Genomic DNA, 12,431 nt, shown 5'->3' with positions numbered 1-12,431 from the left:
GTCACGGCCGGAAAAGCAGCCGGAGCCGGCCCCGGTCGAAGTGCCGACGCCTGTCGAGGTTCCAGCCGAAACACCAGCCCCGATCGAGGTGCCGACACCGGCGCCGTCCCCTCTTCAGCCGTCTTCAGAGGTCAGCGCAGCCCCTCATCCGCCTGCCGGCACCTTCTCCCCGTATAGAGACGGGGAGAAGGGGGCTAGCGGTGAAGTTGCGCCTCCTCTTGCAAACATCGAAGACGAAGCCTCAACGCTGACGCCCCCCTCTCCCCGTCCTTCACGGGGAGAGGGTAGGGGTGAGGGGCAGCACGAACTTGCGAAAGATTCGGCGCCACCCGTGGAAGCCATGCCGGCTGCTCTCGTGGCCGAAGCGCCCGCCGCCGAAATCGTACCTCCCATTCGCCAGCCTGCGCCGATCGAATCGCAGCCGGTCATTGCGGAAATCGCGCCCGAGCCGCAGCCTCTTCCACAACCCGCGCCGGAGCCGAAAGCCGCCCCCGGCAAGGTGACCGTCACCAAGAAGGTCGAGCAGAAGGCCGAGCCGCGGAAGGCGCCGGAGCCGGCGCCGAGGCGCTCCTGGTTCCAGCGCATGAAGGACGGGCTTGCCCGCTCCTCCAAGGAGCTCACCGGCAACATTGCCGGCGTCTTCACCAAGCGCAAGCTGGACGAAGAGACTTTGCAGGACCTTGAGGATGTGCTGATCCGTGCCGATCTCGGCATGGAGACGGCCTTGCGCGTTACCGACGCGCTGGCCGCCAGCCGCTACGGCAAGGACGTTTCCGACACCGAGGTCCGCGCCATCATGGCCGCCGAGGTGGAAAAAGTGCTGACCCATTTCGCCATGCCGCTGGAGCTCGATCTCTCGCACAAGCCGCATGTCATTCTGGTGGTCGGCGTCAATGGCACCGGCAAGACCACCACGATCGGTAAGCTCGCCGCCAAGCTCACCGATGGCGGCCTGTCGGTGATGCTCGCCGCCGGCGACACCTTCCGCGCCGCTGCGATCGAGCAGCTGAAGATCTGGGGCGAGCGGACGAAATCGCCGGTCATCGCCTCCAAGATCGGCGCCGATGCCGCAGGGCTCGCCTATGACGCCTTCGAGAAGGCCAGGGAGGCCGGTTCCGACGTGCTGATCATCGACACCGCCGGCCGCCTGCAGAACAAGACCGAACTGATGGCGGAGCTCGAAAAGATCGTCCGCGTGCTTGGCAAACTCGACCCGGAAGCGCCGCACACCGTGCTGCAGACAGTCGACGCCACCACCGGCCAGAACGCGCTCAACCAGGTCGAGATCTTCCGCAATATCGCCGGTGTCAACGGCCTGGTGATGACCAAGCTGGACGGCACGGCACGCGGCGGTATTCTGGTGGCGATCGCGGCAAAGCACAAATTGCCGGTTTATTTCATCGGCGTCGGCGAACAGGTCGACGACCTCGAACCTTTCTCGGCAAGCGAATTCGCCAGGGCGATCGCTGGAGTAGCCTAACAAGCATGTCCCAAAAAGGTGCAGACTTTTTGGATCAGATCATGCGCAAGAAAGAGATTCCATGAACCCACCCATTCTCGAACGCGATCCGTCGGACCCGCAGAAGCAGAAGAAGGAAGGCGTCAATCCGCTGCTCAAGCTGGTGCTGGAGCTTGGGCCGTTGATGGTGTTCTTCTTCGCCAATGCGCGCGGCGGATGGCTGGTGCAGAAATTCCCTGTTCTGGCCGAGTTCGGCGGGCCGATCTTCGTTGCCACCGGGCTGTTCATGGCCGCCACGGCAATCGCCCTGATCGCCTCGTGGCTGCTCACCCGCACCTTGCCGATCATGCCGATGGTGTCGGGCGTCGTCGTCTTCATCTTCGGCGCGCTGACGCTCTATCTGCAGGACGACATCTTCATCAAGATGAAGCCGACCATCGTCAACACGCTGTTCGGCGGCGTGCTGCTCGGCGGCCTCTACTTCGGCAAGTCGCTGCTTGGCTATGTCTTCGATTCAGCCTTCAGCCTCGACGCCGATGGCTGGCGGAAACTGACCTTCCGCTGGGGCCTGTTCTTCCTGTTCCTGGCCATCGTCAATGAGGTGGTGTGGCGCAATTTTTCCACCGACGCCTGGGTTACTTTCAAGGTCTGGGGCATCATGCCGATCACGCTTCTGTTCACCTTCAGCCAGATGCCGCTGATCCTGCGTCATTCACTCGAGGACAAGGCCGGCAAAGAAGAGAAGGCCGGGAAATAGAGCAACTCCAGGAAAAGTGTCCGGAGCTGCGTCAAAACAAAGGGAAACAGCGGTTCTGCGTTCGTGAGACAATGAACCGTTCTGGGGAGAGGGACATGGAATTCATCACCACGCGCGACCAGTTGAGGACGATCTACAAGACGCCACGGCCGACCGACGGTTCTATCCGCAAGGAGCTGAAAAAACTTGACGGCCATTGCCGCTCCTTCATCGGCAAGAGCCCGTTCGTGCTGATAGGCTCGTCCGACGGTGCCGGCAACGCCGACGTGACGCCGAAGGGCGATAAGCCGGGCTTTGCCACGGTTCTCGACGACACCACCATCGCCATTCCCGACCGGCCCGGCAACAACCGGCTCGACACGCTGGAAAACATCCTCGTCAATCCCTCGGTCGGGCTGCTCTTCCTCATTCCCGGCATGAACGAGACGCTGCGCGTCAACGGCGATGCCCGCATCACCGTCGACGCAAATTTGCGCGAACGGCTCGCCGTCGACGGCAGGGAGCCGCAAAGCGTTGTCGTGGTCAGCGTCAAGGCCGCCTACATGCACTGCGCAAAAGCCTTCATGCGCTCGGATTTGTGGAAGCCGGAAACCTGGTACGACCGCGCGACGCTGCCGACGCTCGGCCAGATCATGCGCGATCAGCTGGCGGTTGCCGATTCCGCCGAGGCGACCGATCGCTGGCTCGACGAGGAATATAAGAAGACGATGTGGTAGGTTTTTCGACCCACGATTCGTCCCGACTGGTCCATCTTGCTGAACATTCTTGCCATTTCCGGAAGCCTCCGCACGGCTTCCACCAATTCGGCCCTGATCGCAGCACTGGCACGCAACGCACCGCCCGGCTGCCGCGTCACCGTCTATGACGGGCTTGGCTGTCTGTCGATCTTCAATCCCGACGATGAAGGCGAGCGGACGCCGCTCGAAGCCTCCGAACTGATCGATGCCGTCAGCCGAGCCGACGGCGTGATCGTCTCCTGTCCGGAATATGCCCATGGCGTGCCGGGCGGGCTGAAGAACGGGCTCGACTGGCTCGTCTCGCGCGATGCCGCTGTCGCCAAGCCCGCCATGCTGGCACACGCCTCGCCGCGCTCGCTGTTCGCCCGCGCCGCACTGGCCGAGATCATGCGCACCATGTCGTTCGCACTTTGCGACGACGTGCTGGAGATTGCCCTGCTCGGCAAGAAGCCGCCGGAGGTGGCGGGCATCCTCGACGAGCCGGGGAACCGGCAGGCGATGCATGATGCGCTGAATGCCTTCGCGGAGTTTATCCGCTCGCGTTGAGGCCGAGCGGCCACCCCTACATCTTCGTCATCCTAGGGTCTCCGCGACGTCGCTTCGCGACTGCTTCGCCCTAGGATGACGAAGAGGAAAGGTTTTCGCCAATCTCCAACGTCCAGCCACCACGCCTTCGAACTACTTCTTGCTTCGCAGCGTCTCCACATCAGTCTTCCCAACGTACCAATCGCGCGCGTTGACCTCTTCAAAAACCACCCAGACATCGTCGTTGCTCAGCCCGGTGGCGTCCATGATGGCCGCCGTCACCTTTTTGGCGATGTCCGCCTTCTTGCCTGCCGGATCGGCTGATATCACTTCCTTGACGATGCGGATGTTGACGAATGGCATTTTGTCCTCCCGGGATGTTCGTGCTCGCGACCCGCTTCGATGAAACCGTCGAACGGCCGCCAGTGCTCCAGTCTCAGCCAGTGCTCCAGTCTCAGCCAGTGCTCCAGTCTCAGTATGTCTTGGCGCCGTTGACCATCAGCCGCACCATGTAGAGCGACGTGGTGCCGGCGATATAGAGGCAATTCAGCTTGTTGCCGCCGAACACGCAGTTGGCGGTGACTTCCGGCACCTTGACCTTGCCGATCAGCGTGCCGTCCGGATCGTAGCAATGGATGCCGTCGGCGGCACTCGTCCAGATGCGGCCGTCCTCGTCGAGCCTGAAGCCGTCGAACAGGCCGGCCGTGCAGTCGGCAAAGATTTTCTCGCCCGAAACCTTCTTGCCGCCCTTGCCGACATTGAACACCCGCATATGTGCCGGATTCTGTGCGCCATGCGTGCGGCCGGTATCGACGACATAAAGCTTGCTCTCGTCGAGCGAGAAAGCCAGGCCGTTGGGCCGGACCATGTCGGTGATGACGGCTTCGACCTCGCCGGTGCCGGGATCGACCCGGTAGACATGGCAGGCGCCGATTTCGCTCTCGGCCCTGTCGCCCTCATAATCCGTATCGATGCCGTAGCTCGGATCGGTGAACCAGATCGAGCCGTCGGATTTCACCACCGCGTCGTTGGGCGAATTCAGCCGCTTGCCCTTCCATTTGGACGCGATCGTGGTGACCGAGCCGTCGAACTCGGTGCGGCTGACACGGCGGCCCGAATGCTCGCAGGTGATCAGCCGGCCCTGCCGGTCGACGCTGTTGCCGTTCGAATTGCCGGACGGCTGGCGGAAGACGCTGACATTGCCGTCGGTCTCGTCATAGCGCAGCATGCGGTTGTTGGGGATGTCGGACCAGACGACATAGCGGCCGGCGGCGAACCAGGCCGGCCCCTCCGCCCACTGGCATCCGGTGAACAGCTTCTCGACCTGCGCGTTGCCGTTGAACAGGCGCGCGAAGCGCGGATCGAGAATTTCATAATAGTCTGCGGCCGCCATGCTTTTCCTCCCGGCATCAATGACACCCGGATCAAGCCAGCCGGAGGGACAGAAGGCAATGTGGGTACGCACAGTGTCATGCAAAAGATCGCTTGCCGGCTCTGCGCATGACGTTAGCGCCGTATTAACCGGCTATGCGTCCAGCGCAATGGTGCATTGCAACATCTTCTTTTTGCAATGCACCATTACTATGTCATGCTTCGTATCGATCAAGGGAGGAAGAAACCGCCGCCGAAACGCGGCGCCAAAAAAGGAACCTTGCTATGATCCTCGACAGTCTCATGACCCGCGCTCGCAACAGCATTGCCAAGCGCAAGCACTACAACCGCCTTGTCGCCGAAATCGACAGCTTTTCCAGCCGCGATCTGGCCGACATGCGCGCCGATCGCTCGGAAATGCTCTACCAGATCCACAAGCAGATCTACGGCTGATCTCGAGTCCGATAAGACGCACCGCCAAGGTGCGTTGAGATTCAGGTCAGGCCGAGACGAAAACGGTGGTTTCCGAGAACCGGAGCGGAGCGTACTTCAGTACGTGAGCACCGGAAGCGCAGGAAGCCGCCGTACGCAGGCCGGCATCACCTGAATATCAACGTGCCGCCAGCGCCTTGTCGATCTGTGGCAGCAAGAGATCCCTCGCCGTCTCGGGCGTCAGCGGGCCGACATGCTTGTAGGCGATCTTGCCGTCCTTGCCGATGACGAAGGTCTCCGGCACGCCGTAGACGCCCCAGTCGATCGCCGCTCGGCCCACTTCGTCGACCCCTATCGCCTGGAACGGATTGCCGAGATCGCCGAGGAACCGGCGTGCGTTTTCCGGCCGGTCCTTGTAGTTCAGCGCCGCCATGGTGAAACGCTTATCCTGCGACAGCGCCAGAAGCACCGGGTGCTCTTCGCGGCATGGCGCGCACCACGACGCGAAGACGTTGACCAATGTGACCTTGCCGGCGAAGGTTTTGGAATAGAGCCCCGGCAGGTTTGAGCCCTCCAGGGGCGGCAGGCTGGTTTGCGGCGCCGGCAGGCCGATCAGGGCCGATGGCACTTCCGAAGCATCGCGCCCCGACAGCAGCTGCGACAGGAACAGTCCGGCCAGGCCGAGGAAGATCAGCAGCGGCAACAGCACGAACAGGCGACGAGTGCGTGGGGGCGGCGTTTCCGTTTCGGTGCTCATGGCTTTGCGGCCTTGTCAGAGCGCCGCCGCACGCCGGATGCCTCCAGTTCGGCGAGTTCGCGCTTGCGCGCCCGCTGGTCGAGCAGGATCCAGCCGATCAATCCGGCCAGCACCACGGCCGTAATGCCATAGGCGGCGGTCACGTAGAGTGCATGCGCGCTCATGCGACGGGCCTCGCTGAAGTGGGGGCTTCCAAGCCGATCATGTCGCCCAGTCTAGACATGCCTTTCCCTTAGCCTCGCTCCGTCGGCTTCGCAATCGGTCGCCGCGCCGCAGTCATACGCCGCGTCAATCCGTTCCATGCCGCAGCGCCAGCGCCGCCGAGACCGGGCCCAGCACGCCAAGAAACAGGGTCAGCGCGGCAAGAATGAGGAAGGGCTGCAGAAACGGATCGGGATTGGCGGTCGCCCCATAGCTCGCCGAAACACCGAAGATCAGCACCGGAATGGTCAGCGGCAGCACCAGTACCGAGATCAGCAGCCCGCCACGCGGCAGCGCCACTGCCACCGCAGCACCGGCGGCGCCGATGAAGGTGATCGCCGGCGTCCCGACCAGCAGCGTCAGCGCCGTGGCGCCGATGCCTAGCGGCTCCATGTTCATGAACAGGCCGAGCAAAGGAGCCGCGATGACCAGCGGCAGCACGCTCCCCGCCCAATGCGCCAGGCATTTCACCAGCACCGTCACGGCCAGCATATGGCGATCATTGCCGAGCACCAGGAGATCGAGCGAGCCGTCCTCGCGATCGGCCTGGAACAACCGGTCGAGCCCGAGCAGGCAGGACAGCAGCGCGCCGATCCACAGGATGGCCGGTCCGATGCGGGCCAGCAGCTTCAGGTCTGGCCCTACTCCGAACGGGATGGTGGCGATGACGGCGAGGAAGAAGATGACCCCGGTCAGCGCCCCGCCGCCGGCACGGATGTTGAGGCGGATGTCGCGGGCGAAGAGCGCTAGCATGGTATGAGATGCTCGCGCGCCGTCATCAATCCGTTCCCCCCATCCTCAACTCCGTCCCCTCGATCCCCAGCGGCAAATGCGTCGCCGCGACAATCATCCCTCCGCCTTTGCAATGCTTCGCCATCAACTCCGCAAACCGCGCCTCCGACGCCTTGTCCAGCCCCGCTGTCGGCTCATCCAGCAACCACAATGGCCGGTGGCTGACCAGAAGTTTCGCGATCGCCGCGCGGCGGCGTTGCCCGGTCGACAGATAGCCGAACGGCAGGTGGCCGATGCCGCCGAGCCCGACCGTTTCCAGCGCCTCTTCGACGCCGAGCTGTCCGTCGCCATTGAAGTCGCGCCAGAAGCGTAGATTCTCAGTCACGCTGAGCGCCGGCTTCATTGCGTTCTGGTGGCCAAGGTAGTGACAGGCCGAGGCAACAGACGGAAACGCTTCGTCCCCGTCTTCAATCTTCATGGTACCCTCGATCCTCACGCTGCCTTGCGCCACCGGCAGCAGCCCGGCGATGACTCGCAGCAAGGTCGACTTGCCCGATCCGTTCGGCCCGGTGACGATGAGCGCCTGACCGTCCTCCAAGGCAAAATCGATGCCGGAAAACACCGCCTCACCGCCTCGCTCGCCGCCCAGATTTTCGGCGATCAGCCGCATTCCTCGCCTGCCCTGAAACCATGTGTCGCGGCCGCTGCCGCATCGCACAAATTTGCTTTCCAACTGTCTAGAACTATTCCAGAAAATTCTCTATATGCGGTGCATCCGTGCCAGCGGTCGGCATGGGAACAGAATTAGCGCCGAACCAGCGCACGCGCCGCCTTGAACGGCTCGGGTTGCTTGGGAACGGACAGCGGAAATGGCCGTACCCGCACCTTTGCGCGTGATTGCATGCCATCGGCGTCCGTTCCCTTTCAGGCTGAACAGACAAGGATCGCACGTGTCAAAATCCCTCGACAGTTTCAATTGCCGCCGCACGCTGACCGCAGGCGGCGCGGAGTATGCCTATTTCGACCTCATAGAGGCCGAGAAGAACGATCTCACCGGCATCTCGCAGCTGCCCTATTCGATGAAGGTGCTGCTGGAAAACCTGCTGCGCAACGAAGACGGCCGCTCCGTCACCAAGGAATCGATCCAGGCGGTGGCCGGCTGGCTGACCGACAAGGGCACCGCCGGCGTCGAGATCGCCTATCGCCCGGCCCGCGTGCTGATGCAGGATTTCACCGGCGTTCCGGCCGTGGTCGACCTTGCCGCGATGCGCGACGCCATGGCCTCGCTCGGCGGCGATCCGCAGAAGATCAACCCGCTGGTGCCGGTCGACCTCGTCATCGACCATTCCGTCATCGTCGACGAATTCGGCACGCCGATGGCCTTCGCCCGCAATGTCGAGCTGGAATATGAGCGCAACGAGGAGCGCTACAAATTCCTGAAATGGGGCCAGCAGGCATTCCGCAACTTCCGCGTCGTGCCGCCCGGCACCGGCATCTGCCATCAGGTCAACCTCGAATATCTCGGCCAGGTGGTGTGGACCAACACCGAGGACGGCGAAACGACAGCCTATCCCGACACCTGCGTCGGCACCGATTCGCACACCACCATGATCAATGGCCTTGGCGTGCTCGGCTGGGGCGTCGGCGGCATCGAGGCCGAGGCGGCCATGCTCGGCCAGCCTGTCTCCATGCTTTTGCCTGAGGTGATCGGCTTCCGCCTCACCGGCAAGCTCAAAGAGGGCGTCACCGCCACCGACCTCGTGCTCACCGTCACCCAGATGCTGCGCAAGAAGGGCGTCGTCGGCAAGTTCGTCGAGTTCTTCGGGCCGGGCCTCTCCAACATGACGCTGGCCGACCGCGCCACCATCGGCAACATGGCGCCCGAATATGGCGCCACCTGCGGCTTCTTCCCCGTCGACTCGGAAACCATCCGCTACCTCACAATGTCCGGCCGCAGCGAGGACCGCATCGCGCTGGTCGAGGCCTATGCCAAAGCTCAAGGAATGTGGCGTGAGACCGGCTCGACCGATCCGGTGTTCACCGATCTGCTCGAGCTGGAACTTGGCTCCGTCGTGCCGTCGATGGCCGGACCCAAGCGGCCCGAGGGCCGCGTCGCCCTTGAAGGCATTCCGGAAGGTTTCGCCAAGGCGATGGAGACCGAATACAAGAAGGCCGCCGAAATCTCCAAGCGCTACGCAGTCGAAGGCACCGACCATGATCTCGGTCACGGCGATGTCGTCATTGCCGCCATCACTTCGTGCACCAACACCTCGAACCCGAGCGTGCTGATCGGCGCCGGCCTCCTGGCCCGCAACGCCAACCGCCTCGGTTTGAAGCAGAAGCCGTGGGTGAAGACCTCGCTGGCGCCGGGCAGCCAGGTGGTGGCCGAGTATCTGGAGAAATCCGGCCTGCAGAAGGAACTCGATCAGATCGGCTTCAACCTGGTCGGCTTCGGCTGCACCACCTGCATCGGCAATTCCGGGCCGCTGCCGGCGCCGATCTCGAAGACCATCAACGACAAGGGCCTGATCGCTGCCGCGGTCTTGTCCGGCAACCGCAACTTCGAAGGCCGCGTCTCGCCCGACGTGCAGGCCAACTATCTGGCGTCGCCGCCGCTGGTCGTCGCGCACGCGCTGGCCGGCACCGTCACAAAGGACCTGACCACCGAGCCGCTAGGCGAGGACAAGAACGGCGAGCCGGTCTACCTCAAGGATATCTGGCCGAGCTCGGCCGAGATCCAGGAGTTCATCGAGAAGAACGTCACCCGCGAGCTGTTCGCCCGCAAATATGCCGATGTCTTCAAAGGCGACGAGTACTGGCAGAACGTCAAGGCGCCGGAAGGCCAGACCTATGCGTGGGACGACAACTCGACCTATGTGCAGAACCCGCCCTATTTCGCCGGCATGACGTCAGGTTTCGGCAAGATCGGCGATATCAAGGGCGCCCGCGTGCTCGGCCTGTTCGGCGACAAGATCACCACCGACCACATTTCGCCGGCAGGATCGATCAAGGCGGCCTCGCCGGCCGGCAAATACCTCACCGACCACGGCGTCGGCGTCGCCGACTTCAACCAGTACGGCACGCGGCGCGGCAACCACGAGGTGATGATGCGCGGCACCTTCGCCAACATCCGCATCCGCAACCACATGCTGGGCGAGAACGGCCGCGAGGGCGGCTACACCATCCACTACCCGTCCAAGGAAGAGGAATCGATCTACGACGCGGCGATGGAATACAAAAGGGAAGGCGTGCCGCTGGTTGTCTTCGCCGGCGTCGAATACGGCAACGGCTCGTCGCGCGACTGGGCGGCCAAGGGAACCAATCTCCTTGGTGTCCGCGCGGTCATCGCCCAGTCCTTCGAGCGCATCCATCGCTCGAACCTGGTCGGCATGGGCGTCATTCCCTTCGTCTTCGAGGAAGGCACCTCATGGGCATCGCTCAACCTCAAGGGAGACGAGCTGGTCGAGATCGACGGCTTGAGCACCATCAAACCGCGCCAGACGATGATCGCCAAGGTCACCTATGGCGACGGCACGGTGAAGAACGTGCCGATCATCTGCCGCATCGATACGCTGGATGAGCTCGATTACTTCAAGAACGGCGGCATCCTGCAATACGTGCTGCGCGATCTTGCAGCTTAGGGAATAGGGGACTAGGCAGTAGGGAATAGAGACCCCTACTGCCTACTGCCTACTGCCTACTGCCTACCTTAGGCTTCCCAAACCGCGCCGCTGCCGCCAAAAGCACGCCGAGCATCACGCCGTTGAGGATGTGCCAGAGGAAGTGCGTTCCGAGCGGAAAGCTACCGCAGATCACCGGGTCGATCATCCGGCAGATGACGGACACGACGAAGATTGCCGATCCCGCCAGATTATACCAGCCGGCGCGATTGCCGCTCACCGTCACCCAGACACCGAAGAAGGCGAGCGCCAGGAACGGCGGCAGATAGCCCGTCGTACCGTTCGACGCCTGGCGCAGCCAGTCAGGCACGGCAAGGGTTATCGCCCCGGCAAGCACATAGAAGGCAATGAAGATGGCAATGGCCTTGCCCCATCGCATGCCGAGGAAGCGGCGCAGATTGAACAGCGTGTAGGCCAGCGTGAAGCCGGCGATCGGCAGCACGTCGGCCCAGACTGTGCCCTTGGTGGCAAAGGTGTGGAAGATCGTCGAACCGATGCCGATCGCCACCACCCACCAGGCCAGCACCTCGGCGAAGGCGCCGGTGCCCAGCCTTCGTACCTCGCGCACGCCCAACAGGCCGGCGGCGATGAAGGCGAGGTTGGTCAGGGCGTTTACCGGTTCGGACCAGAATTCCGGGCCGATCCGCTCGCAATAGAGGTCGACTGGCGCCAAAAACGTTTGCCACATCGTGATTGCCGCCCGAATCGGTTTCTATCCTGAAGCGCAGATCCTTCCTATTGCGGGGTTGCGGTCGGCTGCAATGGCAAAATTTCACCGCAACGTGACTTCCCGTTGACTTCCGGTTCTGCCACATATTTTAGCAATCAAGATAAAGCCGGCACCACCGGCGGGAATCGGAATGGCCATGGCCTCGCGAAAATCATTGTGGCTGGCAGCTCTTGCGCTGGCCTTCTCGGCGTCTGCCGGCGCCGGGCATGCCGGCGAATCCGATCGCGCCCATGCCGACCGGGTCCAGATCGACAGGCCCCAGATCGACAGGCCATTGGGCGTGGTCGAACTGTTCACCAGCCAGGGCTGCAGTTCCTGCCCGCCGGCCGATACGCTGTTCTCCGAACTTGCCGCCAAGGAAGATATCGTCGCGCTCGCTTATCACGTCGACTATTGGGACTATCTCGGCTGGCAGGATACGCTGGGCCGCAAGGAGAACACCGAGCGGCAATACGACTACATGCGCGCCTTCGGCAGCCGCTCCGTCTATACGCCGCAGGCCGTTATCAATGGCCGTGTCCACGTCAACGGTGCCAGCCGCGGCGAGGTCGATGGCGCGCTCGCCCGCATGGCCAAGAGCGGCGAAGGCATGCGCGTCGCCGTCAAGGTCAGCCGCACCAGCGACCGTGTGACGATCGACGCTGGCGATGCCGGCAACGGCCCCAGCGACGCCCATGTCGTCATCGTCTATTTCGACCCGCCGCAGACGGTCAAGGTCGGCGAGGGCGAGAACACCGGCCGCAAGATGACCTACTGGAACGCCGTCACCGGGATACAGACCGCCGGCATGTGGCATGGCAAGGCACAACGCTACGAACTGCCGATGAGCGAGATTGCCAAAAAGGGCGGCTGCGCCGTGCTGCTGCAGTCGGTCGGCAAGGACGGCATGCCCGGTCCCATTCTCGGCGCCGCGTTCATCCACAAGCCTTAAGGCCTTCTTTCCTTCTCCCCTTGTGGGGCGAGCAGCCGGTTCGTCGAAGGCGAATTCATCGTGCCGGTGGCACGATGAAGGCCGGCGAACGCCGGGACGCTGCGAAGCAGCGCGGACCC

General features: G+C 63.1%; 14 protein-coding genes. 7 read left to right on the top strand and 7 right to left on the bottom strand.

Going from position 1 to position 12,431, the window contains the following annotated elements; translation table 11 throughout:
- The first annotated feature begins 40 nt into the window (after nt 1–40).
- The 4 genes from ftsY (at nt 41) to EOB80_RS23895 (ending at nt 3,499) form a co-directional block, all read left to right on the top strand.
- Nucleotides 41–1,480: a signal recognition particle-docking protein FtsY gene (gene ftsY, locus EOB80_RS23910; protein ID WP_348629541.1), complete on the top strand. Its 1,440-nt coding sequence runs from the start codon at nt 41–43 to the stop codon at nt 1,478–1,480.
- 61 nt (nt 1,481–1,541) lie between these two features.
- Nucleotides 1,542–2,216 carry a septation protein A gene (locus EOB80_RS23905; protein ID WP_127330157.1) on the top strand — a complete coding sequence of 225 codons (675 nt, stop codon included), beginning with the start codon at nt 1,542–1,544 and terminating at the stop codon, nt 2,214–2,216.
- A gap of 95 nt (nt 2,217–2,311) precedes the next feature.
- Nucleotides 2,312–2,932 carry a pyridoxamine 5'-phosphate oxidase family protein gene (locus tag EOB80_RS23900; RefSeq protein ID WP_127260125.1) on the top strand — a complete coding sequence of 207 codons (621 nt, stop codon included), beginning with the start codon at nt 2,312–2,314 and terminating at the stop codon, nt 2,930–2,932.
- Between the two features lie 36 nt (nt 2,933–2,968).
- Complete coding sequence (locus tag EOB80_RS23895; RefSeq protein WP_127330155.1) at nt 2,969–3,499, top strand: NADPH-dependent FMN reductase; 531 nt, start codon at nt 2,969–2,971, stop codon at nt 3,497–3,499.
- 132 nt (nt 3,500–3,631) lie between these two features.
- On the opposite strand, the gene EOB80_RS23890 is transcribed toward EOB80_RS23895, so the two are convergent.
- Nucleotides 3,632–3,841, bottom strand: coding sequence for a 4-oxalocrotonate tautomerase family protein (locus EOB80_RS23890; protein WP_127330153.1), 210 nt, complete (start codon nt 3,839–3,841; stop codon nt 3,632–3,634).
- 109 nt (nt 3,842–3,950) lie between these two features.
- Nucleotides 3,951–4,871: an SMP-30/gluconolactonase/LRE family protein gene (locus tag EOB80_RS23885; protein WP_127268186.1), complete on the bottom strand. Its 921-nt coding sequence runs from the start codon at nt 4,869–4,871 to the stop codon at nt 3,951–3,953.
- Between the two features lie 263 nt (nt 4,872–5,134).
- On the opposite strand from EOB80_RS23885, the gene EOB80_RS23880 reads away from it, so the two are divergent.
- Nucleotides 5,135–5,302 (top strand): hypothetical protein, encoded by a 168-nt coding sequence (locus EOB80_RS23880; protein WP_013528833.1) that lies wholly within the window; start codon nt 5,135–5,137, stop codon nt 5,300–5,302.
- 157 nt (nt 5,303–5,459) lie between these two features.
- Here the strand turns inward: EOB80_RS23880 and EOB80_RS23875 are convergent, their stop codons facing one another.
- From EOB80_RS23875 to ccmA, 4 genes are all read right to left on the bottom strand, one after another.
- Nucleotides 5,460–6,038, bottom strand: a complete 579-nt coding sequence (locus EOB80_RS23875; RefSeq protein WP_127330151.1) for a DsbE family thiol:disulfide interchange protein — start codon at nt 6,036–6,038, stop codon at nt 5,460–5,462.
- Entirely contained in the window at nt 6,035–6,202 is a 168-nt protein-coding gene (gene ccmD, locus EOB80_RS23870) for a heme exporter protein CcmD (protein ID WP_127268184.1), read from the bottom strand. Before ccmD ends, EOB80_RS23875 begins: the two co-directional genes overlap by 4 nt.
- 124 nt (nt 6,203–6,326) lie before the next feature.
- The gene (gene ccmB / locus EOB80_RS23865) at nt 6,327–6,992 is read right to left on the bottom strand and encodes a heme exporter protein CcmB (protein ID WP_127330149.1); all 666 of its coding nucleotides are present in this window, start codon (nt 6,990–6,992) and stop codon (nt 6,327–6,329) included.
- Between the two features lie 25 nt (nt 6,993–7,017).
- Entirely contained in the window at nt 7,018–7,641 is a 624-nt protein-coding gene (gene ccmA, locus EOB80_RS23860; RefSeq protein ID WP_127330147.1) for a heme ABC exporter ATP-binding protein CcmA, read from the bottom strand.
- Between the two features lie 280 nt (nt 7,642–7,921).
- On the opposite strand from ccmA, the gene acnA reads away from it, so the two are divergent.
- On the top strand, nt 7,922–10,612 hold the full coding sequence (gene acnA / locus EOB80_RS23855; protein WP_127330145.1) for an aconitate hydratase AcnA: 2,691 nt from the start codon (nt 7,922–7,924) through the stop codon (nt 10,610–10,612).
- A 49-nt stretch (nt 10,613–10,661) separates the two neighbouring features.
- On the opposite strand, the gene EOB80_RS23850 is transcribed toward acnA, so the two are convergent.
- Entirely contained in the window at nt 10,662–11,339 is a 678-nt protein-coding gene (locus EOB80_RS23850) for a ceramidase domain-containing protein (protein ID WP_127330143.1), read from the bottom strand.
- A gap of 172 nt (nt 11,340–11,511) precedes the next feature.
- On the opposite strand from EOB80_RS23850, the gene EOB80_RS23845 reads away from it, so the two are divergent.
- A complete protein-coding gene (locus tag EOB80_RS23845; protein WP_127269003.1) occupies nt 11,512–12,312 on the top strand; it encodes a thioredoxin family protein in 801 nt (266 codons plus the stop codon).
- The last annotated feature ends 119 nt before the right edge of the window (nt 12,313–12,431 follow it).

Source organism: Mesorhizobium sp. M7A.F.Ca.MR.245.00.0.0 (assembly GCF_003997415.1).
Classification (GTDB): domain Bacteria; phylum Pseudomonadota; class Alphaproteobacteria; order Rhizobiales; family Rhizobiaceae; genus Mesorhizobium.
The sequence above is the reverse complement of the archived record's forward strand: the minus strand, read 5'-3'. Positions and strand labels throughout refer to the sequence as shown.